General features: G+C 45.8%; 24 protein-coding genes and 2 pseudogenes. 20 read left to right on the forward strand and 6 right to left on the reverse strand.

What is annotated here, in order from left to right; all coding sequences use genetic code 11:
• The first annotated feature begins 19 nt into the window (after window positions 1–19).
• Window positions 20–157 (forward strand): hypothetical protein, encoded by a 138-nt coding sequence (locus JCM15124_RS16110; protein ID WP_198019100.1) that lies wholly within the window; start codon window positions 20–22, stop codon window positions 155–157.
• 5 nt (window positions 158–162) lie between these two features.
• Window positions 163–663, forward strand: a complete 501-nt coding sequence (locus JCM15124_RS00320; RefSeq protein WP_024997824.1) for a CYTH domain-containing protein — start codon at window positions 163–165, stop codon at window positions 661–663.
• Here JCM15124_RS00320 and JCM15124_RS00325 read toward each other — a convergent pair.
• Window positions 623–1,015 (reverse strand): VanZ family protein, encoded by a 393-nt coding sequence (locus JCM15124_RS00325; protein WP_024997825.1) that lies wholly within the window; start codon window positions 1,013–1,015, stop codon window positions 623–625. The two genes, JCM15124_RS00320 and JCM15124_RS00325, sit on opposite strands and share 41 nt — an antisense overlap.
• Before the next feature lie 92 nt (window positions 1,016–1,107).
• Between JCM15124_RS00325 and JCM15124_RS12615 the strand changes: the two are divergent.
• Window positions 1,108–2,093: pseudogene (locus tag JCM15124_RS12615) on the forward strand (helix-hairpin-helix domain-containing protein).
• A 246-nt stretch (window positions 2,094–2,339) separates the two neighbouring features.
• On the opposite strand, the gene JCM15124_RS00335 reads toward JCM15124_RS12615, so the two are convergent.
• The gene (locus JCM15124_RS00335) at window positions 2,340–3,044 is read right to left on the reverse strand and encodes a hypothetical protein (RefSeq protein ID WP_024997826.1); all 705 of its coding nucleotides are present in this window, start codon (window positions 3,042–3,044) and stop codon (window positions 2,340–2,342) included.
• A 12-nt stretch (window positions 3,045–3,056) separates the two neighbouring features.
• Window positions 3,057–4,154 carry a hypothetical protein gene (locus JCM15124_RS00340; protein ID WP_024997827.1) on the reverse strand — a complete coding sequence of 366 codons (1,098 nt, stop codon included), beginning with the start codon at window positions 4,152–4,154 and terminating at the stop codon, window positions 3,057–3,059.
• Window positions 4,155–4,588: 434 nt separating this feature from the next.
• On the opposite strand from JCM15124_RS00340, the gene JCM15124_RS00345 reads away from it, so the two are divergent.
• Window positions 4,589–7,048 (forward strand): TonB-dependent receptor, encoded by a 2,460-nt coding sequence (locus JCM15124_RS00345; RefSeq protein WP_024997828.1) that lies wholly within the window; start codon window positions 4,589–4,591, stop codon window positions 7,046–7,048.
• A 756-nt stretch (window positions 7,049–7,804) separates the two neighbouring features.
• Here JCM15124_RS00345 and JCM15124_RS00350 read toward each other — a convergent pair.
• Window positions 7,805–9,103, reverse strand: a complete 1,299-nt coding sequence (locus JCM15124_RS00350) for an L-cysteine desulfidase family protein (protein ID WP_024997829.1) — start codon at window positions 9,101–9,103, stop codon at window positions 7,805–7,807.
• Between the two features lie 336 nt (window positions 9,104–9,439).
• Between JCM15124_RS00350 and thiD the strand changes: the two genes are divergently transcribed.
• The 9 genes from thiD to JCM15124_RS00400 all read left to right on the forward strand — a co-directional run bounded on the left by thiD (window position 9,440) and on the right by JCM15124_RS00400 (window position 16,999).
• The gene (thiD, locus tag JCM15124_RS00355) at window positions 9,440–10,261 is read left to right on the forward strand and encodes a bifunctional hydroxymethylpyrimidine kinase/phosphomethylpyrimidine kinase (RefSeq protein WP_373277523.1); all 822 of its coding nucleotides are present in this window, start codon (window positions 9,440–9,442) and stop codon (window positions 10,259–10,261) included.
• Complete coding sequence (locus JCM15124_RS00360) at window positions 10,258–10,872, forward strand: thiamine phosphate synthase (protein ID WP_024997831.1); 615 nt, start codon at window positions 10,258–10,260, stop codon at window positions 10,870–10,872. The genes thiD and JCM15124_RS00360 overlap by 4 nt, the downstream gene beginning before the upstream one ends.
• A 4-nt stretch (window positions 10,873–10,876) precedes the next feature.
• Window positions 10,877–12,457, forward strand: coding sequence for a phosphomethylpyrimidine synthase ThiC (thiC, locus tag JCM15124_RS00365; RefSeq protein WP_024997832.1), 1,581 nt, complete (start codon window positions 10,877–10,879; stop codon window positions 12,455–12,457).
• A gap of 32 nt (window positions 12,458–12,489) precedes the next feature.
• Entirely contained in the window at window positions 12,490–13,260 is a 771-nt protein-coding gene (locus JCM15124_RS00370) for a sulfide-dependent adenosine diphosphate thiazole synthase (RefSeq protein WP_024997833.1), read from the forward strand.
• Window positions 13,261–13,337: 77 nt separating this feature from the next.
• On the forward strand, window positions 13,338–13,931 hold the full coding sequence (locus tag JCM15124_RS00375) for a thiamine phosphate synthase (RefSeq protein ID WP_024997834.1): 594 nt from the start codon (window positions 13,338–13,340) through the stop codon (window positions 13,929–13,931).
• 699 nt (window positions 13,932–14,630) lie between these two features.
• A complete protein-coding gene (locus JCM15124_RS16115; protein ID WP_198019101.1) occupies window positions 14,631–14,792 on the forward strand; it encodes a hypothetical protein in 162 nt (53 codons plus the stop codon).
• Complete coding sequence (locus JCM15124_RS00390) at window positions 14,782–15,567, forward strand: threonine/serine exporter family protein (RefSeq protein ID WP_024997836.1); 786 nt, start codon at window positions 14,782–14,784, stop codon at window positions 15,565–15,567. The genes JCM15124_RS16115 and JCM15124_RS00390 overlap by 11 nt, the downstream gene beginning before the upstream one ends.
• Window positions 15,568–15,576: 9 nt before the next feature.
• Complete coding sequence (locus JCM15124_RS00395; protein ID WP_024997837.1) at window positions 15,577–16,074, forward strand: threonine/serine exporter family protein; 498 nt, start codon at window positions 15,577–15,579, stop codon at window positions 16,072–16,074.
• Window positions 16,075–16,090: 16 nt separating this feature from the next.
• On the forward strand, window positions 16,091–16,999 hold the full coding sequence (locus tag JCM15124_RS00400; RefSeq protein ID WP_024997838.1) for a LysR family transcriptional regulator: 909 nt from the start codon (window positions 16,091–16,093) through the stop codon (window positions 16,997–16,999).
• A 517-nt stretch (window positions 17,000–17,516) separates the two neighbouring features.
• On the opposite strand, the gene JCM15124_RS00405 is transcribed toward JCM15124_RS00400, so the two are convergent.
• Together JCM15124_RS00405 and JCM15124_RS00410 are read right to left on the reverse strand one after the other, a co-directional pair.
• Window positions 17,517–18,131, reverse strand: a complete 615-nt coding sequence (locus JCM15124_RS00405) for a glutathione peroxidase (RefSeq protein ID WP_024997839.1) — start codon at window positions 18,129–18,131, stop codon at window positions 17,517–17,519.
• A gap of 32 nt (window positions 18,132–18,163) precedes the next feature.
• Window positions 18,164–18,856 (reverse strand): SIR2 family NAD-dependent protein deacylase, encoded by a 693-nt coding sequence (locus tag JCM15124_RS00410; RefSeq protein ID WP_024997840.1) that lies wholly within the window; start codon window positions 18,854–18,856, stop codon window positions 18,164–18,166.
• A 119-nt stretch (window positions 18,857–18,975) separates the two neighbouring features.
• On the opposite strand from JCM15124_RS00410, the gene bamJ (JCM15124_RS00415) reads away from it, so the two are divergent.
• From bamJ (JCM15124_RS00415) to JCM15124_RS00445, 7 genes and pseudogenes are all read left to right on the forward strand, one after another.
• Entirely contained in the window at window positions 18,976–19,581 is a 606-nt protein-coding gene (gene bamJ, locus JCM15124_RS00415) for a BamJ family beta-barrel-assembly machinery protein (protein WP_024997841.1), read from the forward strand.
• A 42-nt stretch (window positions 19,582–19,623) separates the two neighbouring features.
• Window positions 19,624–20,517, forward strand: coding sequence for an FKBP-type peptidyl-prolyl cis-trans isomerase (locus JCM15124_RS00420; protein ID WP_024997842.1), 894 nt, complete (start codon window positions 19,624–19,626; stop codon window positions 20,515–20,517).
• 143 nt (window positions 20,518–20,660) lie between these two features.
• A complete protein-coding gene (bamJ, locus tag JCM15124_RS00425; RefSeq protein WP_024997843.1) occupies window positions 20,661–21,644 on the forward strand; it encodes a BamJ family beta-barrel-assembly machinery protein in 984 nt (327 codons plus the stop codon).
• 446 nt (window positions 21,645–22,090) lie between these two features.
• Window positions 22,091–22,555: an Lrp/AsnC family transcriptional regulator gene (locus JCM15124_RS00430; RefSeq protein ID WP_024997844.1), complete on the forward strand. Its 465-nt coding sequence runs from the start codon at window positions 22,091–22,093 to the stop codon at window positions 22,553–22,555.
• 176 nt (window positions 22,556–22,731) lie between these two features.
• Window positions 22,732–24,598, forward strand: a pseudogene (locus tag JCM15124_RS12620) (membrane dipeptidase).
• A gap of 11 nt (window positions 24,599–24,609) precedes the next feature.
• Window positions 24,610–25,632 (forward strand): M28 family peptidase, encoded by a 1,023-nt coding sequence (locus JCM15124_RS00440; RefSeq protein ID WP_024997845.1) that lies wholly within the window; start codon window positions 24,610–24,612, stop codon window positions 25,630–25,632.
• 44 nt (window positions 25,633–25,676) lie between these two features.
• A complete protein-coding gene (locus tag JCM15124_RS00445; RefSeq protein WP_024997846.1) occupies window positions 25,677–26,723 on the forward strand; it encodes a C1 family peptidase in 1,047 nt (348 codons plus the stop codon).
• Window position 26,724: the final 1 nt, after the last annotated feature.

The following is a 26,724-nucleotide window of genomic DNA, read 5'->3' on the forward strand; positions in this document are numbered from 1 at the left end:
CACGTAAAATAATATCATTATGAGCAACAAAAGCAAAATGCAGAAGAAAGCACGCGAAGCGCGTCAAGAACAGCAAGCAAAGTCTGTAATCAAGTGGATTGTCATCACGCTTGCCATCTTGGCTATCATCTTGATGGTCTGGGCTATGTATATCTGATAGTAATGAGCAGCGGATTAGAAATAGAACGCAAGTTTCTCGTTCATAAAGACATTGATTGGAAGAGCCGGGCGCACAGCGTAAGCCACGTTCGGCAGGGCTATTTTGCAGCCATCAACACTATTCGTGTGCGCATTCGCGACGACAAAGGCTACCTCACAATTAAAGGAAAGTCGAACGATGGCGGACTTTCGCGCTACGAATTTGAAAAGGAAATAACGCTCGAAGAAGCCCAACAACTTCTTGGTCTGTGCGAGAAAGGCATCATAGACAAGCACCGTTATCTCGTGAAAAGCGGCAACCACACCTTCGAGGTAGACGAATTTCACGGCGAAAACGACGGTCTCGTAATGGCAGAAGTCGAACTAAGCAGTGCAACAGAAACGTTTGAAAAGCCCGACTTCATAGGAATGGAGGTTACAGGCGATGCCCGCTTCTACAATCGGCAGATGCGCCACAATCCGTTTAGTGCTTGGAAAAATACCTTACCAGCAGAGTACCGATAATCAAAGCGAGGGTGGAACCCACCATATTGGCAACAAAGTCGAGCCATTCGCCACTTCTGTTTCCGTTGGTGCAATAGGCTTGCAATACTTCAACACCACCGCCTAAGAGCGTAGGCAGCAACCAAATGCCCAGAAACATGCCCTTTCGGGTTACGTGCTTGTGGTTGTGGAAATATTCGTGTGCGATTATCAACCCCAATGCTGCATACAAGCCGATGTGTGCCCACTTGTCTATGAGCGTAATATCGCTTAACGGAGTGTCGGGAATAGCAATCAACGAAACGATTAAAATGGCAACCGACATGCCTATCGACATGGGAAACTTGCGCAATATTTGAAGATTTTTATTCATAAGCCTATACTGTTTTAATGCAAAAATAGCAATATTTTTGTATATTTGCACCGTTTTAGCTGAATATTTTAAGAATAAACACAGCTCATACTATGAATATTCGTGAATTTTTCTATTTGCAAAAGTCTGACAGAAAGGTCATCGCTTTCTTGCTATGCCTTGGCATTGGCGTATTGGGAGCAATATTCCTGTTAGGCAACAAAACCTCCCGCACATTGCTGAACACTGCCGACAGCACGGCTTTTGCAGCAGAAAAAGGAAGTCAAATGGGCAGTAGGGCAGCCGATTTGCGCCACTACGAACCGGAAAACAGCAGAGAAGCAGAACTATTTCCTTTCGACCCCAACACAGCCGACAGTGCGCAGCTGCGCCGTTTAGGTCTTGCACCTTACCAAATACGCAACATCTACAAGTACAGAGCCAAGGGTGGTGTGTTCCGTTCGCCACAAGCGTTTGCCAAAGTCTATGGTCTGACACGCAAGCAGTATCGCGATTTAGAACCTACATTACCATTGGCGACGACTATCAGCCCGCTTTCACGATGGAAACCATTCGAGGTTACGAGCGCGAAAGGGCAGCAGAGCAGCGCAAACTGCACGAAGCCTACGAGGCTTATAAGCAGAACGATGCGTACAAACCCTACAAGAAATACGACAGAGACACCATTCGCTATCCCATTAAAATAAAGTTGGGAGAGCATATCAACCTTGCTCATGCCGACACCACTATGCTGAAGAAAGTTCCCGGCATTGGTTCAGGCTGGGCAAAAGCCATTGTCGGTTATGGTGAACGGCTTGGCGGATACGTTGCAGTGGGGCAGCTGAAGGAGATAGAAGACTTTCCTGTGGAGTCGCTGCCTTTTTTTGAAGTCCGCAACGCCCACACCAAGCGACTCAACCTGAACACGCTTTCGGTGTCGCAACTGCGCCGCCACCCTTACATAAACTTCTATATGGCACGCCAAATAGCAGATTACAGACGGCTAAAAGGCAAGCTAAGCAGTCTTTCGCAACTCCGTTTGCTCAAAGACTTCCCACCCGACGTAATCGAAAGACTGCAACCTTATGTTTGCTTCTAAGCATTCAGAAGAAGTTGATTAATGGGGTTGATTTCCTTCTTCCTGCTTGCAGACAAAAGCAAAAAGTACCCCTTGCATTGTAAAGATAATTCTGTTAAAAAGTGATATAATCGCTTTGGTGTTGCGAAACCGTAGGTTTTGCAGTGTAAAACATACGGTTTTGCAACATACTGATAACGAGATTGTTACGCAAGAGATACGCTTGCGAAAAATATTTACGCTTTTATTGTCTGATTATTCCTTCCTTTACACCAAATCTTCGTAGGCTTGGTTCATTTCGTTCATCAATACTTCAAAGTTGTCGGAATTAAGTGCCACACGGCGGAAGATAAGTTCCAAGTTGTCGCCTTCAAGCGAAATGGGTTCTTCGTGCAGCAAAGCCATTGTGCCGTGGAGCATCAGACGGAAGACGGTGGCTTGGTGCAAGGTTGCCAATTCCGGGTTGGCAGCTTTCAGAACCGTACCGTACGCCATCATCTGAGTGCGCACCATAGAGCGAATGGCAAGGGCTACATCGACCGCTTCGGTCGCTTCCGCACCGCGTTCGTAGTTTTCAAAGAACTCCGAAATGGTTTGCAATCGTCCCGAAAGTAAGGTCGCTATCTGCTGCTGATACTCTTTAATGGCGGTATCGTACACTTCTTTCGAGCCGCAAGCATAGCGGAGAAGTATTTTTGGCGATGTTGAATTACTGAAGTTCCTACGTTTCATATCCTCTGCAACAGCTTCTCCGTCAGCGTAATTCAGACGAATGAGAATTGGAAACATCACTGAAACGTAACAAGCCGACAACCTTTCGTAGTTGTCGGCTATCATTTTCTTGTACTCCAAGGGCGTTATGTCTGTCTTTCCGGGCTGTGTAGCGTCAATCTGACCACTTACAAAGGCTTGGAAAAATCCCCTTGTCATTGCTGCCACCACCTTGTGGCGACTGACAGTTGTTATGCGCATATATCTTATTTCTTATCTGTGTCCTCCGAAAGAACCGTTGTTTTGTGCAGGGCGTTCAATTGTTGGGCGTGGCTGCGGATTAGAACGTGGCGTGCTGTTGCCGAACGAACTCCTGCTGTTGCTGTTGTTGTTGAACCCGCTGCTCGGCGGTGTGGTGGGGCGACGGCTATCCGAACCAAACGTGTTTGCTCGCTCGGAGCTACTGTTTCTGTTATTATTATTTCCGAAACCCGAAGATTGCGACGTTGTTCCTTGCCGCGAACCGCCAAAGCTACCGCTTCCGAAATCGGAGCGTTGAGGCTTCTGCTGCGGTTGAACACCGAATGGACGGCCTTCTATCGAGCTGTTTCCGAAACTTCCCCTGTTAGGTCTTTCGTTATTGCGGCGTTGGTTTCCGAACGACGGTTGGCTGCCATTGTTTCCGTTTTGCGGTGTTTGTATGATGCGCGAATCGTTGTTATTGTAACTTCCGAAGTGCCCGCTGTCGCGATTAATCACCACCGGTTGCCCCGTGCGCCTGCCAAATCTGCCGGCATAATAGCTATTGGTGAGTTGGTTTCTGCCACCACGATAGGTGTCGTAGTAAACCGGGCGTGAACGATAATAGTAGCGTGGGTTGTCGTATCGGCTGTAAATGCTGAACACATATCGGTTGTCGTACCAATAAACCGGGCGATAGAAGTAGTCCATATTTACGAAGTAGTTGTATTGAGAAGCATTCAGCACGTAGAAAATATCGCTGTTGCGACGTGCCCAATAGTCGCCGTAGATAGAGCGTTCATCACGCATATTGAGCAAATAGTCGAGGTTTATTTCGTAGATAGCCTCGTATTGTGCATCGGTAAGTCCCAATTCGTAAGCCATTTTGTCGGACAAGAACAATGCCTCCCTACGTGCTTCTTCGTATCGCATGCCCGAATAAGCATAGCCGTCATCGTAACTTGAGCCGTAGCCTGCATTGTAAATTGTGCCGCCCGATGTGTAGATTGTACCGCCTGCTGTGTAAACTGTACCGGCAGGGCTGCTGTCTATTGCAAGCAAAGTGTCGCATGAAGTGAGAGACATCATCGTTGCGATGGCACTCATAAGGAAGATATATCGACGTTTCATGACTTTATACTTTTAAATTGTTATACTTATTTTTCATTGTTTCTGCTGCAAATATAGCGGTAATTCCCCACACTGCCAAAGGCGTATGCCTATAATTGGACGGGAAATCCCTACTCTTTCAAGTGTGCAGAAAGTTGTATTGTAATATAAAATCATCTTTTATAGGTATGTAATGTTTACAGGAAACATTGCGTATGCCCTTATTTTACTGTGTTCTTCATTATATTTGATACACAGAAACTGCTATTCACACCACATCAGTATCATAATGCTATCCGGAGAGGAATATATAATAACAAATTGACAGTATAATTATAACAGAATGAAGTAAAGGCGAAAAACACTTTATGACAATATTTTTACTAACTTTTGGGTATTGTCTGTTGCTTTATAAGTAAATACCTTTGCATGCACTAAATTAATATAACAAATATATGAAACGAGTTTTAATTCTATTTTCAGGATTGCTTTGTGCCATCATGTCTATGGCTCAAGGTACAGACGCTATGCTCTTTGGCGATGTTAAAGCCAAAGAAACAGGGCAACACCTCCCTCACGCAACCATTACCGTGAAAGGTACAACCTTAAAAACCAAATGCGATGCTTCGGGACACTTCAAGATGGCAGACTTGCCAATAGGCAAACAAATCGTTGTTGCCAACCTTGAAGGTTATCAGGAACAGGAAGTTGAAGTTGAAATGGTTAGCGGAAAGGGTACTGCTGTTTACTTTAAATTGGACAAAGACGCTTTAGAGCTTAGCCAAGTTGTGGTAACCGGCACACGCACCGAGCATTTCGTAAAGAACGTTCCTATCCGTACGGAAGTGCTTACGTCGCAGTCTATCAAGCGCAAAAATGCACTGAACCTCTTCGATGCATTGGAAGGAGTGCCCGGTATTCGCGTAGAACAGCAATGCCAATTCTGCAATTTCTCAATGGTTCGCATGCAGGGTCTCGGTGCCGAACATACACAGGTGCTGCTCGATGGCGAACCCGTGTACTCCGGTCTCGCCGGTGTTTATGGCTTGCAACAGATGGGTACGAACGACATAGACCGTCTTGAAGTGGTTAAAGGCGCAGGTTCTGCCCTCTATGGCAGTAGCGCAGTTGCCGGAGCAATTAACATTATATCAAAGGAACCAACCTTCGAGCCTTCAATAAATGCAGACATTCAGTATGGCAACTTCGGACACAAGAGCTACAAGGGTTCAGGTTCTATGCGCTACAAGAATATCGGTCTGTTGGTTACGGCACAGCGCACGGAAGAAGATGCTGTCGATGCAACACAAGACGGACTTACCCGCGACGAAGTAAAACATAAAGACCAAATCTCCGACCGTGTTTACAGCCTGATGAATAACGTTGGTGCAAGCATCTACGTGTATAGTCCTTTCGCTGTCAACGACAAGCTGGTGCTCCGTGCAAAGGCAATGGACGAACTTCGTTATGGCGGAAACATGAAGGATAACCTGTTCCTCAACCCTTATTCGGAAGGCACAGAGAATATCCGTACCAACCGTATCACGACCGACCTTGCCTACACTTTGCCCATCGGTTCGCACTCTGAACTGAACCTTGCAATGGCTTACGTTCACCATAAGCGCAATGCAACGAACGATACCTTCCTTTCCAACTACAAGGAAGCTACAACCGACGCTGCGCACCCCGAAGGTATCAGCCCCGATGTAGAGTTGATGCGACCTTACATTGCTAAGGAAAATACATTCACTCCTTCGCTTACGCTGACTTCTATCTTTGGCAACCACACTTTGCTTGCGGGTGTTCAAGGCTACTTTACCCGTTTGCGCGAAACCGGTCTTTACATTATCTCTGCCGAAGAAGAAAGAGGTAACCCATACTTCGGTATTCCTTACACATCTATCGGTAAGAAACATGCCAACGAATTTGGGCTCTTTGTTCAAGACGAATGGAACATATTGCCCAACCTTACTGTTGTGCCCGGTCTGCGTTTAGACACCCACTCTTCCGGCGAAGAGTATGCAACAAGTCAAAAGGTGTCTGACAACGCCTTCCCGAAAACCCACTTCAGCAAGACTTCGTTCAACCCGCGCCTTGCCATCAAGTATTCTGTCAGCCCTTCGTTCGTACTCCGTGCCAATATCGGTACAGGCTTCCGTGCTCCTTACGGATTCTCTGAAGACTTGCACTTATGCTCCGGTTCGCCACGCGTATGGAAGTCGTCAAGCCTCAAGGGCGAGCGTTCTATCAGCTACAACCTCTCTGCCGACTACTATGCAAAGAACGTTCAGTTGAGCGCAAACATCTTCCGCACCGACCTGAAGGACAAGATACAGTTTGCTCCTGCAAGCGACGACGTGAAGAAATTCGGCTATACATACCAGTGGGAGAACGTAGACGATGCGTACGTGCAAGGTATTGAACTCGGTATAAAGTGGAATCCATTCAGAGATTTCAAGGCCGGAGTGAACTGGACCATTAACCAAGGCAAGTTCAAACACGAACGTGCAGAATGGTCTGACCCGGAATCAGACGAATGTAAAGAAGCTCCTCAGCGTTTAGCTTACGCCAAAGACAGCAAGTACATCTCTCGTTTCCCTGCCATGACAGGCGACCTGACACTCGAATACACTCCCGGCACATGGTCGTTTGCACTCACAGGTTCTCTGCAAGGCAAGATGTACATCGACTATAACTCTGAAGATGCGCCAAAGACATCTAAGATTAAGAAGACAGACACTTTCACTTTGTGGAACCTCCGTGTGGCTAAGCGTTTCGGTTCGTTCAGCGTTTATGGTGGCGGAAAGAACATTTTCAGCTATCTTCAAGACGAAAAGCACGGCGACGATGCAGCATTTATGTATGCTCCCGTATATGGTGCAACGTGGTATGCAGGCGTCAGCTTCACGCTCTAAAGGGAGTTAAAGCCGACAAAATGCGGTTTCACAGCTCTTTGCACTTGCAGTAACGTGAGTTCGGTATAAAAGAATAATGCCGGTATATTATTGATAAGATACTTTAAGAAAGAGTTGATTATGATTTAATATGCTTATAATCAGAAAGGAGAAGAAGTGCCTTCGCCCGCAAATTCTTACACCGGACTCACGTTATTCATGAACGTTTCCGTTCAGCCAAATGAGTAATGACAAATTTATTTAAGCATTGCCATGGCGAGAAAATACACTTTTCGAAGAACGAGAAAAGAACGAAAAGAAGGCAACAAAAACGTAAATATTTTTCGCAGGAATAGATGTTACGTAACAATCTCTGCATCAACGTATTACAAAACCTATTGTTTTGCATTCCAAAACCGTAGGTTTTGCACGGTAAAAGCGTAGGTTTTACAACGCAAAACCTACGGTTTCGCAACGCCAAAGCGATTATATCACTTTTTAACGGAATTATCTTTACAATATTGAACAAAAAAATCTCTCATTATTTCATTAGCGGACTTGCTTGAAAACATCTGCGAGATTACTTGCTTAACTGCTTTCTTATGTCGAGTTCACGTTCAATACGGCAACAGTGCAGCCGCATTGTAGTGTTAATACAACTACTCTTTAAAAATCTGTAATGGTAGTTTAAGGATACGTTTTTCATTGATAATCTAAGTAAAAAGGTTCGCATACAATCTGTGTGCGAACCTTTTTCATACTTTTCAGGTGTATGTTTTAGCAACCGCCTTTATGTGTCATGATGTCTAAAACCATTATGTCCATTTCATTCATAGCGTCCTTGCCCAAGCTGGTAAGGTTGCGAATAGACTGGTCGATGTCTTTATCGATGATGCCTTCCGCCTCTGTTACGTGGTGATTTTCCATCGAAAGCATCGCAGAAAGTATGGCAGTAGATACGCCTGACGAAACTTTCAGGGCGCAACTTGGCTTTGCACCGTCGCAAACCATACCCGTAAGGTTGGCTATCATGTTCTTTACAGAATAGCAAATGTTGTTGTAGTCGCCACCCATCAGATAGGTAATGCCACAGCTTGAGCCCGTGCAGGCAACGATACAGCCACAAAGTGCCGACAAAGTGCCAAGGTTTTGCTTGATATAAATGGCAGTAAGGTGGCTCAACGTCAGCGCACGCACCAGCTCATCGGGTGTGTTTTCGTTCTCCTTGGCAAACACTACAACCGGATTTGTTGCGCAAATGCCTTGGTTTCCCGAACCGCTGTTGCTCATAACAGGCACCATTGCCCCACCCATACGTGCATCGCAAGCCGACGCAGTTTTGGAAAGAATGTGCGAATAGATACTGTTGCCGAACAAGCCGCGGCTCAATGGGCGGTCCATCGTTTTGCCGACACAGTGCCCATAGTTTCCTTTCAACGCTTCTTCTGCAGCATTCATATTGTAACGCTTAGCTTCGAGAATGAAATCAATCTCGTTTATGGGTGTCGTAGTGGCGAAATCCCACACCATTTTCAAGTTCAACTGAATGTCTTTGCTTTCGGTTGGCGCACCTTCTTCGGCAGCAACTTGCTTGTCGAACAGCACTTTGCCGTCTGTTTCCTCATAAACGAAGTTGGTGTGGGTCTTTGATATAATGGCAGTAGCTTTCTTTCCACCTGCCTCGCACGTCATTTCGATGTACAGTTTCTCGGTAATTCCCTCCTTCAGCTTTATGTCTATACGATTTTCGCTTACATATTGCTTGCCCTCTTCCAAAGTTTCGGGCGTCAGGTCTTTAATTACTTCAAGCTGATATTCCGACTTTCCTATGAGCGCACCCAAAGAAATGGCAATCGGCAAGCCTATCATTCCTGTACCCGGAATGCCCACTCCCATTGCGTTCTTTAAGATGTTTGCCGACAAGTGTGCACTTATTCTCTCAGGTTTCTGCCCCAACAGCTCTGTGGCACGTGCGGTACAGAGCGATACCGCCATAGGTTCGGTACAGCCGACGGCAGGAACAACCTGTCGATGAATCAAATCAATGATTTGTTCGCGTATGTTTTTCTCAAGCATTTCTATTATAAATTAGTAGTTGGATTGCAAATGTACGCAAATTTTGGCAAACCAAAAGGAAAATAAAAGAAAAATTATTGATGGAGAAAAACTTTGACTTAAATTTTGAAATAACAGAACATTGTTGTATCTTTGCACGCAGATAGACTTTCGGTTTGTCCGAAAAAGGGGTGCCACTCCATTGAGTGAGCTGAGATTATACCCGTATAACCTGATGCAGGTAATGCTGCCGTAGGAAGTGCGAATATACAGACATTTGCGTTTATCTATCCTTATTGGTGTATCTCCCCATATTTTGGTTATTCCGAAAAGTACCATTTGTTACTTTGATGGCTTATGATGCACTATGTAAAAACTTTGACGATAGCCGGTTCCGACAGCGGAGGAGGCGCAGGAATACAGGCAGATATTAAGACAATGTCGGCTTTAGGGTGTTACGCCTCATCGGTTGTTACGGCTGTTACGGCACAAAACACGAAGCAAGTATTCTGCGTTCAGAACATCGAAGCTGCGGTTGTAGAGGCTCAATTGCGTGCCGTTCTCACCGATTTGCGCCCCGATGCCATTAAAACAGGTATGGTGGGATGTGCCGAGAATATCGAAACAATTGCGCAGGTGTTGGCTCAATACAAAGATATTCCGCTTGTTATAGACCCCGTAATGGTTTCCACATCGGGCAATAACCTTATGGAAAAAGAAGCGGTAGGCACTTTCTGCCGACATCTTTTACCTATGGCAACTGTGCTTACGCCTAACATTGTCGAAGCAGAAACGTTGGCACGCCGTACAATTGCAACGGTAGCAGATATTGACGAAGCTGCCGAACAAATACTAAAACTTGGTTGCAAGGCACTATTAATAAAAGGTGGACACATAGAAGACAACACAAAAGCCGACCGCCTTTACTTTTCCGGCAACAGTAAACCGCTAATCTTTGAAACCGAAACCATCGATTCGTTCAACACACACGGCACAGGTTGCACGCTCTCCTCAGCGATTGCGACTTTCTTGGCTCGTGGTTTAAGGCTCGAAGAAGCCGTTTCAATGGCAAAAAACTATATCTCGCAAGCCATAAGAGAAGGTGCAAACGTGTGCATTGGCAGCGGACACGGAGCGGTAAACCATTTCTTTTATCCTGAAAAACTAATAAAACGATGAACAACATACAGTTTATTACACACGAGAACCAACGGTTCGACTACGTCGAAGGGGCTGAAATGGCACTCCGTGGCGGTTGTAAATGGGTGCAATTGCGTATGAAAGACGCTACCGACGACGAGTTTTTAGGCGTTGGACGCAAGGTTGCTGCGCTCTGCCGTAGTTATAATGCAACGTTTCTGCTCGACGACCGTGTGCATTTAGTTGCCGAACTCGATGCCGACGGTGTACATCTTGGCAAGAACGATATGCTCATCGGCGAAGCGCGGCGCATACTTGGCAACGAAAAAGTAATTGGTGGAACTGCCAATACCTTTGCCGATGTGCAGCATTTGTCAGCGCAAGGAGCCAACTACATAGGGTGCGGTCCTTTCAGATATACACCCACGAAACGCAACCTTGCCCCCGTACTTGGTTTGGAAGGCTACAAAAACATTCTAAAACAAATGCAGCAAACGGGCATCGACATACCATTAATAGCCATTGGCGGCATCGTCAGCACCGATATAGCAGCACTTCGGAACATAGGCGTAAGTGGAATGGCTGTCAGCGGAGCAGTACTCGGAGCAGCAGACCCCATTAAAGAAATGAAGAAACTAATAGAAATATAACATTATGAAGAACGAAAACATTAAGATTTCTTATCCTAATTCGGAGAAGATTTATAAGTATGGCACCATCTATCCTGAACTAAAGGTGGGTATGCGCCGCATTCTTCTTACACCAACGGTTATAAAAGAAGGTGGCAAGCGCATAGAACGACCCAACGAACCGGTAGTGGTTTACGACACGAGCGGGGCATATAGCGACCCGAACATAGAGATTGACCTCAACAAAGGCTTGCCGAAACTGCGCCAACCGTGGATAGAAAAGCGCAAAGGAACACAGATGTACTATGCCAAGAAGGGCATTATCACAGAGGAAATGGAGTATGTTGCCATTCGCGAAAATATGGATTGCGAGGCTTTGGGCATAAAAACGCACATCACACCGGAGTTCGTTCGCGACGAAATAGCAGCCGGGCGGGCGGTTATTCCTGCCAATATCAACCACCCTGAAAGCGAGCCAATGATTATCGGAACGAACTTTTGCGTGAAAATAAACACCAATATCGGCAACTCACACGAAAACTCGAGCATCGACGAAGAGGTGGAAAAGGCGGTTTGGAGCTGCAAATGGGGTGGCGATACCTTAATGGATTTATCGACAGGAACGAACATTCACGAAACAAGAGAGTGGATTTTACGCAACTGTCCTGTGCCAGTGGGCACCGTTCCTATGTACCAAGCCTTTGAAAAGGTGAACGGAAAGGCTGAAAAACTTACTTGGGAGATTTTCCGTGATACACTGATTGAACAGTGCGAGCAAGGCGTTGATTACTTCACAATTCACTGTGGAATCCGCTTAAAGATTGTTCATCTTGCCAACGGACGCCTCACGGGCATGGTGAGTCGCGGCGGAAGCATCATCTCCAAATGGTGTCAGGTGCACAACGAAGAAAGTTTTCTGTACAGCCACTTCGATGACATCTGCGATATTTGCAGCAAATACGATGTCGCAATATCGCTTGGCGATGGTCTGCGCCCCGGTTCTACCTACGATGCCAACGATGCTGCACAGTTTGCAGAGTTGGATACGATGGGCGAATTGGTGGAACGGGCATGGGCAAAAAACGTTCAGGCGTTCATAGAAGGTCCCGGGCACGTGCCGATGCACAAGATTAGGGAGAACATGGACAGGCAAATTGAGAAGTGCCACGGTGCGCCTTTCTACACATTAGGACCTCTTGTAACCGATATTGCACCTGCTTACGACCACATTACGAGTGCCATTGGTGCAGCAATGATAAGCTGGTACGGCACGGCAATGATTTGTTATGTTACACCAAAAGAACATTTGTCGCTGCCCAACAAGGACGATGTGCGTACCGGAGTCATCACTTACAAGATTGCTGCCCACGCTGCCGACTTGGCAAAAGGGCACCCCGGTGCTGCCGTAAGGGACAATGCGCTCAGCAAAGCCCGCTATGAATTCCGATGGAAAGACCAGTTCAACCTTGCCCTCGACCCTGAAAAGGCACTCGAATATTGGAAAACGTCGAACAAGGTAGGCGGAAAATACTGCACAATGTGTGGTCCGAACTTCTGCGCAATGCGCATCAGCCAGACATTGGAAGACTGCGAATGTGAGGAATAAACAAAATAAAAAGACCCAAAAACAATAATATTATGATTGAAAAAAAAGTATCAAAAGGAATTATCAGTACCTATTTTGCCAAGATGGAAAAGTGTCTCGAACTCGATGTTGCCATTGTTGGTGGCGGTCCTTCGGGCATTGCAGCAGCTTACTATATGGCAAAAGCCGGGCTTAAAGTGGCACTCTTCGACCGCAAACTGTCGCCGGGCGGTGGTATGTGGGGCGGTGCAATGATGTTCAACCAGTTGGTTATACAGCAAGAAGCCTTGGATATTATCAAGGATTTCGACATCAACTACGAGCCTTACGAAGACGGTTTATACACTGCCGACTCGGTGGAAAGCACCTCTGCCCTACTCTATAAGGCAACCCACGCAGGGGCAACCATCTTTAATTGCTATTCGGTGGAAGACGTTGTGTTTAAGAACAACATCGTGAGCGGTGTGGTTGTGAACTGGACACCCGTACTTCGCGAAGGGCTACATGTAGACCCTTTGAACATCATGGCAAAGTTTGTGGTGGACGGAACAGGGCACGACAGCGAGATGTGCCAAGTTGTTGCACGCAAAAACGGCATTAAACTCAACACCGCAACGGGCGATGTGATTGGCGAACGCTCGTTAGACGTAGTGGAAGGCGAACGCCAAGTGGTAGAAGGAACAAAGGAAATATACCCCGGACTGTATGTTTGCGGCATGGCGTCGTCGGCAGTTGGCGGTACGCCACGTATGGGTCCAATCTTCGGCGGTATGCTTCTTTCAGGCAAAAAGGTGGCAGAAGCCATTATCGAACGTTTGAAATAGAAAACAAAATGGGTGGCAATGGTTGCACGACAGCACCGGTTGCCACCTATTATTATATATATTCGGAAACAGAAGATATGCGTTTTTTAGTAATTACCGAACCGCAGTTTACCGATAACGAGGCAAGTACCATCGCACAGCTGCTGCATTGGGGCGCAGACCTTGTGCATCTGCGAAAACCCGAAAGCACTGCCGGCGAGTTGGCAAAACTAATCGAAGCCATTCCAACAGTGTATCATAACCGCCTTGTACTGCACGACCACTTCAGTTTAGCTGCCCATTTTACACTGCACGGACTACACTTAAACCGCCGAAACAGCGTGCTGCCACCGAAACACAAAGGTACGGTTTCGCAGTCGTGCCACACGTTAAACGAAGTAAAAGCCTGCAAAACAAGGTGCGACTACGTTTTTCTCAGTCCTATTTTCAACAGCATTTCAAAGCAGGGATATACCTCTGCATTCACACCGAAAACCCTTTCCGAAGCGAAAAAGCAAGGCATCATCAACCGGAAAGTAGTTGCCTTAGGCGGTATTACTGCCACCAACATCAACGAAACAAAACGCTACGGTTTCGGCGGCGTTGCACTTTTGGGCGATATTTGGGGCAGAACAGCCAACAGGAACTTTGAACAGTATGTACGCAAAATCATCGAAATGTGCCATACATAATATATAAAGGCATCGCAATCGCTTTACTGCAAAACCTTAAACAATACGTGAGTTCGGAAAAAGAAAACAGGTTAAGCAGGCTAATATCGCAGATGTTTTTCAGCAAATACCCTGATGAAACAGTGAGAGATTTTCAGTTTAATCTTGTAAAGATAATTCTGTTAAAAAAGTGATATAATCGCTTTGGTGTTGCGAAAGCGGCTGTTTTGCGTTGCAAAACCTACGGTTTTACCGTGCAAAACAGCCGCTTTTGGAATGCAAAACAATAGGTTTTGCAATACATTGATAACGAGATTGTTACGCAAGAGATACGCTTGCGAAAAATATTTACGTATTTATAGTCTTCTTTTTGTTTATAAACAACGTGAGTTCGGTGTAAGAATTAGAGAGCGAACAATCTATCGGAAATCAGAATAACAGCATTACCGAACATCGAAAAATATTATGCCTTGATTATAAAAACACGAATACTGCTATTCCAAAAACCTAAAACCACAAATAATACTGTTGCAAAAATAGAAATATACCAGACTTAAATGGTACCATTATAGCTATTTTGAATACTTCCTAATAGTTTACTTCCAAAATATCACAATAACCATTATCGAAACAACCCATTACCAATGCTTGTAAAGATGCACAAATGCGCCTACCTTTGCATCGTAAAAAGAAAATAAACAAACTTAAAATCAAAGAGATATGAATAGTCAAATTATCATCTGGAGTTCAGTAATGTTGTTGCTTTTAGTAGGTTTTGTATTGCGTGTAGCCATCACTGCCCGCCTCACAAGTGGCAACGGAAAGATATTTGAAGTAGCCGACGAATTCGATTTGTATGATTGGAGCGAAGATGAAGCATAGCCAACCCACTTCCCTTGTGAATGAAACAAGCGCATTCATTGCTGAATATGCAGCATGGCTTTATGGTTGTGGGGCTACTTGCACACGCATAAAGAAAAATGTAGAACGCATAGCCAAGAAATGGAACATAAACTGCCAACTCCTGATTATGCCCGGCAGCGTGCAGCTTATGGTGTTCGACCCCTCCGCAAACCAATCCTCGGTGGTGATAAGAAGAACGCCCCATACGGGCATCAGCTTCTACAAGAACACGCATTTAAGCCAATTGAGCTGGCACATAGCCGACGGATTAGTCGATTTAGACGAAGCAAACAATGTTCTTAAAGAGGTCAGCGCAGCACCTTTCACCAACAAATGGTTGGTGCTGTTGCTGACTTCGCTTGCCAACCTTTCGTTTTGCCGTATCTTCGGTGGCGATTTCGCAGCTATGGCGATTGTCTTTGTTGCCACCTTTGTAGGTTTCCGACTGAAACAAATACTGATAGAAGACGGCATGAACGTAAAGTTTGTTTTCCTGATTTGTGCATTCTTCTCCTCTGTAATCGCCGCTTCGGGGTATATTTTCGGCTTAGGAAACAAGCCCGAAGTTGCACTTGGAACGTGCGTGCTGTACCTAATACCGGGCATACCCTACATCAACAGCATCAGCGACCTGATGGCAGGCGAGTATCTTGTGTCTTTCAGCCGCTTCATGGACGCCATTGTGCTCACGTTTTGCCTGTCGGTTGGCTTGTCGGTAGGCATATTTCTTATGAATCTTCAATTAATTTCATAGTCCTCAATTATGGATTTTCCCTTTTCAATACTGCAAGATGCGTTCTTCGGCGGCTTAGCGGGCATCGGCTTTGCCAGCATCAGCAATCCTCCGAAAAATGCCTATAAATATTGTTTTATTATATCTGCCGTGGGTCATGCCATTCGTTTTGTTCTCATGAACAACGACTATCACCACTTCGGACTTATCGCTGCCAGCTTCATGGCAGCGTTAGCCATCGGTTTTATGACGGTGTTCATGGCACGAAAGGCGAAGTGTCCGCCCGAAACATTCTCGTTTCCGTCGCTTTTGCCCATGATTCCTGGAATGTATGCCTACCGCACTGTGGAGGGCTTGGTAATGTGTTTATCTACCGAAAATGAAGATTTATTCGAGCATTATTTGTATCTTTGCACATCGAACGGTTTTACTTGTGCTTTCGATATATTAGGAATGGTATTGGGCGCAACCATGCCCATCTTCATTTTAAATAAGATTTCCTATAAGGTAACAAGGTACACGAATTAACAAAAATAAAAGGATAATGGAGCTAAGACAACTACGATACTTCTTAAAGGTAGCAGAACTTTTAAACTTCTCGGAGGCTTCAAAAGCACTGTTCATAACACAAAGCACGCTGTCGCAACAAATAAAACAACTTGAAACAGAGCTTGACACTACGCTGTTTGAACGCAACAGCCACGAAGTTACGCTTACCGAAGCCGGGCAGAAACTTGTGAGATATGCACAGAAGGTGGTCGTAGATGCCGACATTTGCCAACAGAAAATGACCGATTTGAAGAGTTTGCTGACAGGCGAGCTCAATATTGGGGTTACGTTTACTTTCAGTTCGCTGCTCACCGAAACCGTGCTCGAATTTATGGAACACTATCCCGAGGTTCGCCTTAACATCATTTACAAGACGATGGCAGAACTTATGGATATGCTGCAACGCCACGAAGTAGACTTTGTTTTGGCATTCAAACCCACTGAAAAGAACGAAAGAGTGGAAAGCTACCTGTTGTTCAACAATAATCTTGTAGCCGTAATGAGTTCCACCCACCCATTTGCCAAACGCAAAAGCATATCGTTGGAAGACTTGAAAGCCTGTCAGATAGCTATGCCTGCATGCGGTTTGCAGGCTCGAAACGCATTCGACGATATGACAGAATCATCGGCAAATGACATAAAAACACGTTTAGAGATAAACGATATAAACATTCTGCTGAAGTTGGTACGCCAAAGCAAACTCGTAACAGTGCTTGCCGAAGCCACCATTCACAACGAAGAAGGACTTGTGGGAATACCGCTCGAAATGCACAACAACGACATGGAAGGCTGCATTCACATGCTGAAGAACGCTTACATCAAGAACTCTGCACGCGAGTTTTACCGTCTGTTGAGCCAATCGCGCGCCATTATGAAATACTCTTCGCTATCTCGGCTGCTGTAAAAAAGCATACTGTTTCGGGCGCATATCTATCTTATTCTATAAGTTTGACAGGCAAGAAAAAGGGCGAAAGATACGTAAATATTTTTCATAAACATATCTGTTGCTTAACTTGCTTACTGCCAACGCTTTACAAAACCTATTGTTTTGCATTCCAAAACCGTAGGTTTTGCACGGTAAAAGCGGCTGTTTTGCGTTGCAAAACCTACGGTTTCGCAACGCCAAATCGAAATTATCGTTTTCTTAACGAATTATCTTTACAAAGCAAGAGCGATTTTCTTGTAAAATCATCTTATATTTGCTGCGAATAAAAGGACGGATTGTAGGGGTGTGGTTTATCACGTTCCTACAATCCACGTTGCTGTTTCTTAGGTGTTGGGAACGTGATGAACCACGCTCCTACCTGCGTTGGAAAATGTAAAACCTATACTTAGCTGTTTAAAAACAAAAATCCACCAACTGCAACGGCTCTATACCAACCGCGAAGATGTGGCTGTGGTGGATTTCTTTCGTCCCTTTCTTACTGTACTTTCAGCGCAGCACGAATGCCTGCCTCAACATCTTTCATATCGGTAGTAGGCTCAAAGCGGTCTACGACATGCCCATCGCGGTCGATTAAGAACTTGGTGAAGTTCCACTTAATGCTTGGATTTTTCGCATAGTCGGGGTCTTCCTTGCTGAACTTTTCATCAAGAAACTTGCCTATCTTGGTGCTCGTATCGAAACCTTTAAAGCCTTGTTGCGCTTTCAGATAGGTGTAAAGGGGCAGTTCTTTCTTTCCATTCACCTCTATTTTGTCGAACTGTGGGAAAGTAACGCCGTAGTTTCCCGTGCAGAAAGCCTTTATTTCGCTGAGTGTTCCCGGAGCTTGCTCGCCGAATTGGTTGCATGGGAAGTCGAGAATTACGAGTCCTTGCGCCTTGTAAGTATCGTAAAGTTTCTGCAAAGCCTCGTATTGCGGCGTGAAACCGCACTTTGTGGCTGTGTTTACAATAAGCAATACCTTGCCTTTATAGTCTTTCAGCTTTACCGTACGCTCGTTGGCGTCCTTCACTTTAAAGTTATACACATTCTTTTGCGCCATAGCAGGGAATGCCAAAAGTGTGCAGAAAAGTGCTAATATTATTTTCTTCATAATATGTTTTTTAATTTTTGCATCGGTATGTTTTAAATTCTTTCCATCAGTTCGCGCATTCCTTCGCTTGCCCCTTTGCGAATAACAGTGATGTTGGGAGCGTGTCCCGATTGCACATCGTTAGGGTCTATCAGGTAGATGGGCACGCCTGCACGGACGTAATGCACCAATCCTGCAGCGGGATAAACGTTGAGCGAAGTGCCGACGATAACGAAAATATCGGCATCGCCCACTGCTCTTGCAGCGGGTTCTATCATCGGAACGCTTTCGCCGAAGAACACAATGAAGGGGCGAAGCAGACTTCCATCGGCTGCTTTCTCGCCCGGCAGCACGTCGGGATTGTCTTCTGTAAGTACCTTTATATATTGAGGGTTGTACGCATCGTTGCTCGAACAAGCCTTTTTCAACTCGCCGTGCAGATGGATAACGTTGGTAGAACCTGCCGACTCGTGCAAATCGTCTACATTCTGTGTAATCACGGTTACGTCGTAGTTGTCCTCCAACTTCTTTATGAGCTTATGCCCTTCGTTGGGTTTCGCCATGAACAGTTTCTTTCGCAACCGGTTGTAGAAGTTATTCACCAATACAGGGTCGCTTTCCCATGCCTCATGGGTGGCTACTTTCTCCACCGGATAATCCTCCCACAAGCCGTCGCTGCCACGGAAAGTTTTAAATCCGCTCTCTACCGACATACCCGCACCCGTCAGGAATACTATTTTCTTCATACTGATATTTTATTTGTTGATTTTACAAATTTAGTAATTTTAATTAGATAAATGCCAAACTATGTTCTAAAAATAGTATCTTTGCACATTAATAATATTTAAACAAGAAAAGAAAATCAATGGACAAATTAAGTTACGCTTTGGGTATCGGCATTGGTACACAGCTCAGTGGAATGGGTGCAAGCAACTTGAATATCGACAACTTTGCACAAGCAATTAAGGACGTAATAGCAGGCAACAAGTTACAGGTAAGCAACGAAGAAGCACAAATACTCGTAAACAACTTCTTTGCCGAACAACAGGCAAGGCAAGAGGCTGCCGCTGCCGAAGCAGGCAAAGTGGCTAAAGCCGTAAGCGAGGACTTCTTGGCTGAGAATGCAAAGAAAGAGGGCGTCGTAGTATTGCCTTCAGGGCTCCAATATGAAGTTATCACAGAAGGAAACGGCAAGAAACCAAGTGCAACAAGCAAGGTGAAGTGCCACTACGAAGGTACGCTCATAGACGGAACCAAGTTCGACAGCTCGTACGATCGCGGCGAACCTGCCACATTCGGCTTGAATCAAGTCATAGCAGGTTGGACAGAAGGACTTCAACTCATGGGTGAAGGCGCAAAATATCGCTTCTTTATTCCTTATAACCTTGGCTATGGAGAACGTGGGGCAGGCGCATCAATCCCTCCATACGCAGCTTTGGTATTCGTAGTAGAACTCATTGAAGTGCTTTAAGCGAAAGAATAACAACTTAAAAATAATAACACAATAAAGAAAATGAAGAAACTTACAGTTGTAGCCGCATTGGCTATCGCCGCAATCAGCTTTACGGCATGTGGCAATCAAACTCCAAAAGAAGACTTGAAATCGGACATCGATTCATTGAGCTACGCCTTTGGTATCGACCAAGGACAGGGCGTTAAGCAATATTTGCAGCAGATGAACATCGACACAGCTTACATCGATGAGTTCATTAAAGGTATGAACGATGGTGCAACGAACATGGACGACAAGAAGAAAGCTGCTTACAATGCCGGTATCGGTGTCGGAATGAACATGAACATGGTAATTAAAAACCAAATCAACAAGAGCATTTTCGGTGAAGATTCTACCCAGTCTATCTCGTTGAACAACTTCCTTGCAGGTTTTGCAGCAAGCGCAAAGGGCAACAACAAGAACATGACCATAGAGAAAGCTCGCCAAATTGAGCAAAGAGTACCACAAGCCATTCAGGCAAAAACAGCTGAAAAGAAGTTCGGCGACAATAAGAAAAAGAACGATGCCTATATGGCAAAGATTGCAAAGAACCCTGAAATGAAGGCTTTGAAGCAAGGCGTGTACTACAAGGAAATTAAAGCCGGAAGCGGTGCGAAGCCTACAGCGTCGCAGGTAGTGAAGATTAGCTACGAAGGAAAGACCATCGATGGTAAGGTATTCGATAAGAACGACGGTACAACAATGCAAATCGGACAAGCTGTTCCCGGTTTCAACGAAGCACTGCTGAATATGCCTGTGGGTGCAAAGTGGGAAGTTTACATTCCTTACGCAGCAGGTTACAACGCACAACAGCCAAGTCCTGACATCAAGCCTTTCTCTACTTTGATATTCACAATCGAAATGTTGTCTATCGAAAAGACAGAGAATGCAGGCGCAAGAATGCCAATGAATTAATCGGAAATAAAGTTCATAGTATAATTAATTAAGGTGGGTTGGGAAACTGTTTAGCCCAATCCACTTTTTCATTACTACACCATTTCATGGGAAACAACAAGGGAATGTAGCTTGTAAACATTCCTGCCTAAACACAAAAGACGATGAAAAAAATAGCAATTATGGCATTGCTCGTCATGGCAAGCGCAGGTTTCAACACTGCAAATGCACAGAGCAAGAAACAGAAAAAACAGAAAAAGCAAGAAGCAAGAGAAGTAATAACAGCCGTAAACCCTGTCGGCGATGAAGGCAAAATAGAAACAATGCGGTTCGATTCGCTAAGCTATGCAGCAGGTGTGAGCATGACACGTGGACTGGAAGACTATCTTTCAAGTCAGTTGGGTGTATCGAAAGAGCAACTGCCCGACTTTATGCGCGGACTGAAAGAGGGCTTTTCAAAACGCAAGGACGCCTCTTTCTCTGCCTACACAGCAGGTTTGCAAATCGCAGCACAGGTGGAACGGAACATGCTTCCTAATATGAAGAAGCAGTTTAAAGGAACATCTGCCGACATCAACGACAAGTTTTTCTTTGAAGGTTTCATTGCTGCCATGGAAAAAGACACAACCTTCTTGAAGCAGGAAGAAGCGCAAGAATATCTCAATAAGAAGCAGAAAGCATTGACAGAACACCGCAACGCACAAACAAAAGCTGCGGGCGAGAAGTTCCTTGCAGAAAACAAAAAGAAGCAGGGAGTAGTTACTTTGCCAAGCGGATTGCAATATAAGATACTCGTAAAGGGAGAAGGAGAGAAACCAACGAAGGACGATCAGGTTATAGTTGTGTACGAAGGACGCACCATCGACGGTAAAGTGTTCGATGCAACAGCCCGCCACGGCAAACCAAACGATACTTTCGGGGTGAGCAACCTCATCAAAGGCTGGACGGAAGCCCTCACGCTTATGCCGGTGGGCTCTAAGTGGGAGATTTACATTCCGCAAGAACTTGCCTACGGTGCACGCGGTGCCGGCGACGACATCGCACCTTATTCAGCCCTCATCTTCACACTCGAACTGCAAGGTATATCAGGAAAGGAAGAGAAAATACCGGCCGGAAAGTTTCCTTTGTTGAAAGAAAAGAAGAAGTAAAACAATGTTTGCCAAAGGAACGATAATAACTTGTTGGCAGAATTGATTGGGAAGAAACATTACAAAAACATCGTTTTGGTGAAGTCTTCGTAAGTATCTGACAATCAGTTACTACGTTTTTACGTTCCAAAAGCGTAGGTTTTGAAGAGTAAAAGCGTAGGTTTTGCAATGCGAAACCTACGCTTTTGAAATGCCAAACCGCAGGTTTCAAAAAACGAAAGCAAAACGGGGCTTTTTCCGTAATGTTTTTTTCAATTAAATCAATCGGCAGGTAACAATAAGTCTTGGAATATTCCTTAAAAAACGATTAACAAATGACAAAATGCGCATACAGACACATTTTGTCTTCTTTTTTATTGTCTAATCCATTTAAAATGCCTACTTTTGCTTTCAAATTGTAAATTAACTTTCTTGCTTACCATAGGCAAGTAAAACCCAAAATATTTATGGATAAGATTGATAAATTAGACAAACGAATTCTGAGCATCTTGTCGCAAAACGCTCGTATCCCATTTAAAGATGTAGCAGCAGAATGTGGCGTGTCGCGTGCAGCCATACACCAGCGTGTCCAGCACCTTATCGAAAACGGCGTAATCGTAGGCAGTGGCTTCCATGTAAACCCAAAGAGCCTCGGCTATACCACTTGCACTTACGTCGGCTTGAACCTCGAACGTGGCTCAATGTATCGCGATGTGGTGGAACGTATCAGTACCATTCCGGAAGTAATAGAATGCCATTTTACCACAGGTTCGTACACCATGCTCGTCAAACTCTTCGCAAAGGACAACGAACAGCTTATGGATTTGCTCAACAACAAAATTCAAAGCATTCCCGGCGTAGTATCTACCGAGACGCTTATCTCGCTCGAACAGAGTATCAAGCGCGAAATTCCAATCGCCGAAGAGCTATAAACGAAGCCGTTTAGCATTGTGTTTCAAGCGTTAAAATACAGGCATCGGCAACGTCAAGGAATAGCGGCTTTTGCCGTAACTCCGTTGCGACTTTGGCAGCTGTTCGGAAGGAGGCAATCATCGCATCTGCACCATTCTGAATTCGTTAAACTCACGTTATTATATAAATAAAGATTATGACACTAAACTATAATTTGGACGCCCATCTGGCAGAGCTTTACGAAAGCTATCCGGAGGGCAACAGCAAGCCTGTCATTGGTATTACCACCAATTTTTCGGGGCAAGATGTTACCATTCGTGAAGTTTTCCACAAGCAGGTGATAGAAGCCGGAGGCACACCGCTGCTTATTCCGCCCACTACCGATAAGCAAGTATTGACCAATATACTCGACCGCATCGACGGACTTCTGCTTTCGGGCGGTGCCGATGTAAATCCATTGTGGGCAGGCGAAGAGCCAACACCAAACGTAGGCAACATAAACGATAAGCGAGACCTGTCGGAACTGCTCACCACACGGTTGGCTTACAACCGCCAAATACCCATATTCGCCGTGTGCCGGGGCATGCAGGTCTTGGCGATAGCGTTAGACGGAAAAGTGCAACAGCACATTTACGACCCTTACATCGTTGAGGAAACAGAGGAAAAGAAACTCGCACGACTGAAAAGCGTTACTACTTTGCGCCCTGCAAAGCTAAAGCACGACCAGAGTGCAGCCTTCAACGAACCTACGCACAGCATTATGATAGAGCCTCGCTCCATACTTCATTCCATTTACAAGCAAGACAAAATCTTTGTAAACTCGTTCCATCACCAAGCTGTTTCCGACCCCGGAAAGCGGTTTAAAGCAACGGCTTACGCTCCCGACGGCGTTATAGAATGTATGGAAAGTGCCGAATTTAAACCCATCATAGGCGTTCAGTGGCACCCGGAATGGTTGGAAGACGAAGGCAGAAGCTGTTTAAATGGTTTGTAAACGAAGCCGGCAACTTCCGCACAGCCAAGCAACTGCACACACGCATACTCACGCTCGACACCCATTGCGACACTCCTATGTTCTTCCCGCAAGGTGTAGACTTTGCCAAACGCGACCCACGCATTCTTTACGACCTGCATAAGATGACCGAGGGACACCAAGATGCCGTTACAATGGCGGCTTACTTGCCGCAACCACGCATAGGCGAAACGTTCTCATCGAAGATAGATGTGGAAGGATTAAAGCATTTTAATCCCGACCTGACCGACGTGTTGGACAACCTTACGCCGACTTCCTACGCCGACTTAATATTCAATAAGATTGAGAAAATAGTAAAAGAAAACAGTCGCTACCTCAGTATTGCACGCACACCGTCCGACCTTTACGAAGACAAACGCAAGGGACGCAAGAGCATTATGTTCGCTATCGAAAACGGTTTAGCCTTGGAAGGAAAGCTATCAAACGTGAAATACTTTGCACAACGGGGGGTAACGTACATCACACTGTGCCATAACGGCGACAACGACATCTGCGATTCGGCACGAGGGAGCAACCTCCACGGCGGCGTGAGCAAGTTTGGCATTGAAGTAATTAAGGAAATGAACCGCAACGGCATTATGGTAGACCTCAGCCATGGCGGCGAAAAGAGTTTCTACGATGCGCTCGAAATAAGCAGCCAGCCATTGTGTGCAGTCATTCCAACAGCAAAGTGCTTTGCGATGTGCCTCGCAACCTCACCGACGACCAGATGAAAGCATTGGCAAAGAAAGGCGGCGTTGCACACATAACCCTTTATCAAGGCTTCTTGCGTAAAGGCGGAACAGCCTCAATACTCGATGCCATCGCCCATTTGGAGCACGCTATAAACGTTATGGGCATCGATTACGTAGGCATAGGAACCGACTTCGACGGCGACGGAACAGTGTGCGGAATGGCAGACGCCGGCGAAATGATAAACTTCACTCGCCATTTGCTTGCCCGCAAATACAGCGAACGCGACATAGAAAAGATATGGGGAGGCAACTGGTTGCGCGTAATGGCACAAGTGCAGGCAGCCAAACAAAAATAAAAAGAACAACAATGAACGGAAAAATAAAGTTTTTATGCAGTGGCATGGCAATGCTTTTGCTTGCTGCCCTTACCTTTAGTTGCAAGGGAAAAGCAACCAACAACAACACCGAAGACAGCGATACAGTGGCAACAGCAAAGCCTGTTGGTCCGAAGTTCAATCCCGATTCGGCATTCGCCTATACGGCAGCGCAATGCGATTTCGGTCCTCGCACAATGAATTCGTCGGCTCACGACAAGTGCGAACAATGGATTATCGGCAAGTTTAAGCAATACGGCTGCGAGGTTCAAACGCAGAAAGCCGACCTGAAAGCCTACGACGGCACAGTATTAAAATCGACAAACATCATCGCCCGCACCAATCCCGATGCACAACGACGTGTCTTGCTGTGTGCCCATTGGGACAGTCGGCCGTGGGCAGACAACGACCCTGACTCCACAAACCACAAGAAACCCGTTATGGCAGCCAACGACGGAGCGTCCGGTGTTGGCGTCATGATAGAAATAGCACGCCAATTACAAGCCGACAGCACGCTGAACATAGGTGTCGATTTCGTTTGTTTCGACGCTGAGGATTGGGGTGTGCCACAGTGGGAAACCAACTATCAAGAGCAGTCGGGCGATAGTTGGGCTTTGGGTTCTAACTATTTTGCAAAGAACTTGCCCCTCACCGTTCGTCCCCAATTTGGCATTCTGCTCGATATGGTAGGCGGCGAAGGTGCTCAATTCTATAAGGAAGGCATTTCCCTGCAATATGCGCCGGAGGTGGTAGACCGTGTTTGGGAAGCAGCAAAGAGTGCCGGTTTCGAGGCATACTTCCCAACAACGAACGGCGGAATGGTAACAGACGACCACTATCCGTTAAATAAAATCGCGGGTATTCCTACGACTGACATCATTCCTTACTATCCCGACTGCGCACAAAGTTCGTTCGGTCCCACGTGGCACACCATAAACGACACGATGGAACACATAGACCGCAGCACCTTGCAAGCCGTCGGACAAACCCTCATTCAGGTACTTTACAGCATGTAGACTTACTTTTGGGTGTCCGTTCCTACATAAGTTGCAAGCCGAAAATGAAGAAAACAGTACTCGCAATGGTTGTTTTGCTCCTCTTCGCGGGGTGTTCAAAACCACTTAAACTGCAATATTCTGCTCTCCGCTTCACCGATGAAGTGCGGTTGCGGACTACTCCTGTGAAAGACCAAGGGCGCAGTTCGCTATGCTGGGCGTACGCTATGCTTGCCACCATAGAGACCGAACACCTGATGAAAGGCGACTCCGTGAACCTCAGTCCCGACTATGTAGCACGTATGTATCTTATGGAACAAGTAAAGCAACGGTTACCGGCAAGGTTCGGAAGAAACGTTTCTGCAAGCAACGATGCAGCGATTACCACGCGCGGAATGTCCGGAATGCTGATAGACCTTATACAAAGATATGGCGTGCACCGCTTCGACGCCTACCATAAACGCGATGGTGCAGACTACGACATTATCGAACGCAAGCTGAACCAAGCAGTCTCGTTCGCTCAAACAGGCGATTTGGCTGCACAGATAAACAAAATCGAGGCACTGTTGGACGACGAAATCGGCTCTGTACCGCAGCAAGTGTTTCTCTACGGTGCCACCTATACCCCACAGGAATTTGCCCGCAGCGTATGCAAAAACAACGAATACTTGGGCTTAACGAGCTTTATGCATCACCCTTTCGGCACATACTTCCCCTTGGAAGTGCCCGACAACTACTTCCGCAACACGTTCTTGAACGTTCCTATCGACACGTTGATGCACCGCATTGAGCAGTCTGTCCGCTCCGGACACCCCGTTTGCTGGGAAGGCGACACGTCTGAAGATGGTTTCTCGTTTGCAGAGGGCGTGGCAAAATTGGAAAACGACAACGAGAAACCTACACAGGCGCAACGACAAAAAGCCTTTGAAACCTACCGGACCACCGACGACCATTGTATGGAAATAGTGGGAATAGCCCACGACAAAGCAGGCAACAAATATTTCTGCTGCAAGAACAGTTGGGGAAGAAACAACCGTTTCGGTGGTTTTATGTATTTAAGCTACAACTATGTACGGCTGAAAACCATTGCCGTGTACGTTGTAAGAAACTGAA

The sequence above is a fragment of the Prevotella falsenii DSM 22864 = JCM 15124 genome (genome assembly GCF_000613945.1).
Classification (GTDB): Bacteria; Bacteroidota; Bacteroidia; order Bacteroidales; family Bacteroidaceae; genus Prevotella; species Prevotella falsenii.

What these genes read in the sequence shown, in the direction of transcription:
- JCM15124_RS16110 (WP_198019100.1), top strand. Translation starts at nt 20, where the DNA reads ATGAGCAACAAAAGCAAAATGCAGAAGAAAGCACGCGAAGCGCGTCAA.
- JCM15124_RS00320 (WP_024997824.1), top strand. Translation starts at nt 163, where the DNA reads ATGAGCAGCGGATTAGAAATAGAACGCAAGTTTCTCGTTCATAAAGAC.
- JCM15124_RS00325 (WP_024997825.1), bottom strand. Translation starts at nt 1,015, where the DNA reads ATGAATAAAAATCTTCAAATATTGCGCAAGTTTCCCATGTCGATAGGC.
- JCM15124_RS00335 (WP_024997826.1), bottom strand. Translation starts at nt 3,044, where the DNA reads ATGCGCATAACAACTGTCAGTCGCCACAAGGTGGTGGCAGCAATGACA.
- JCM15124_RS00340 (WP_024997827.1), bottom strand. Translation starts at nt 4,154, where the DNA reads ATGAAACGTCGATATATCTTCCTTATGAGTGCCATCGCAACGATGATG.
- JCM15124_RS00345 (WP_024997828.1), top strand. Translation starts at nt 4,589, where the DNA reads ATGAAACGAGTTTTAATTCTATTTTCAGGATTGCTTTGTGCCATCATG.
- JCM15124_RS00350 (WP_024997829.1), bottom strand. Translation starts at nt 9,103, where the DNA reads ATGCTTGAGAAAAACATACGCGAACAAATCATTGATTTGATTCATCGA.
- thiD (WP_373277523.1), top strand. Translation starts at nt 9,440, where the DNA reads ATGATGCACTATGTAAAAACTTTGACGATAGCCGGTTCCGACAGCGGA.
- JCM15124_RS00360 (WP_024997831.1), top strand. Translation starts at nt 10,258, where the DNA reads ATGAACAACATACAGTTTATTACACACGAGAACCAACGGTTCGACTAC.
- thiC (WP_024997832.1), top strand. Translation starts at nt 10,877, where the DNA reads ATGAAGAACGAAAACATTAAGATTTCTTATCCTAATTCGGAGAAGATT.
- JCM15124_RS00370 (WP_024997833.1), top strand. Translation starts at nt 12,490, where the DNA reads ATGATTGAAAAAAAAGTATCAAAAGGAATTATCAGTACCTATTTTGCC.
- JCM15124_RS00375 (WP_024997834.1), top strand. Translation starts at nt 13,338, where the DNA reads ATGCGTTTTTTAGTAATTACCGAACCGCAGTTTACCGATAACGAGGCA.
- JCM15124_RS16115 (WP_198019101.1), top strand. Translation starts at nt 14,631, where the DNA reads ATGAATAGTCAAATTATCATCTGGAGTTCAGTAATGTTGTTGCTTTTA.
- JCM15124_RS00390 (WP_024997836.1), top strand. Translation starts at nt 14,782, where the DNA reads ATGAAGCATAGCCAACCCACTTCCCTTGTGAATGAAACAAGCGCATTC.
- JCM15124_RS00395 (WP_024997837.1), top strand. Translation starts at nt 15,577, where the DNA reads ATGGATTTTCCCTTTTCAATACTGCAAGATGCGTTCTTCGGCGGCTTA.
- JCM15124_RS00400 (WP_024997838.1), top strand. Translation starts at nt 16,091, where the DNA reads ATGGAGCTAAGACAACTACGATACTTCTTAAAGGTAGCAGAACTTTTA.
- JCM15124_RS00405 (WP_024997839.1), bottom strand. Translation starts at nt 18,131, where the DNA reads ATGAAGAAAATAATATTAGCACTTTTCTGCACACTTTTGGCATTCCCT.
- JCM15124_RS00410 (WP_024997840.1), bottom strand. Translation starts at nt 18,856, where the DNA reads ATGAAGAAAATAGTATTCCTGACGGGTGCGGGTATGTCGGTAGAGAGC.
- bamJ (WP_024997841.1), top strand. Translation starts at nt 18,976, where the DNA reads ATGGACAAATTAAGTTACGCTTTGGGTATCGGCATTGGTACACAGCTC.
- JCM15124_RS00420 (WP_024997842.1), top strand. Translation starts at nt 19,624, where the DNA reads ATGAAGAAACTTACAGTTGTAGCCGCATTGGCTATCGCCGCAATCAGC.
- bamJ (WP_024997843.1), top strand. Translation starts at nt 20,661, where the DNA reads ATGAAAAAAATAGCAATTATGGCATTGCTCGTCATGGCAAGCGCAGGT.
- JCM15124_RS00430 (WP_024997844.1), top strand. Translation starts at nt 22,091, where the DNA reads ATGGATAAGATTGATAAATTAGACAAACGAATTCTGAGCATCTTGTCG.
- JCM15124_RS00440 (WP_024997845.1), top strand. Translation starts at nt 24,610, where the DNA reads ATGAACGGAAAAATAAAGTTTTTATGCAGTGGCATGGCAATGCTTTTG.
- JCM15124_RS00445 (WP_024997846.1), top strand. Translation starts at nt 25,677, where the DNA reads ATGAAGAAAACAGTACTCGCAATGGTTGTTTTGCTCCTCTTCGCGGGG.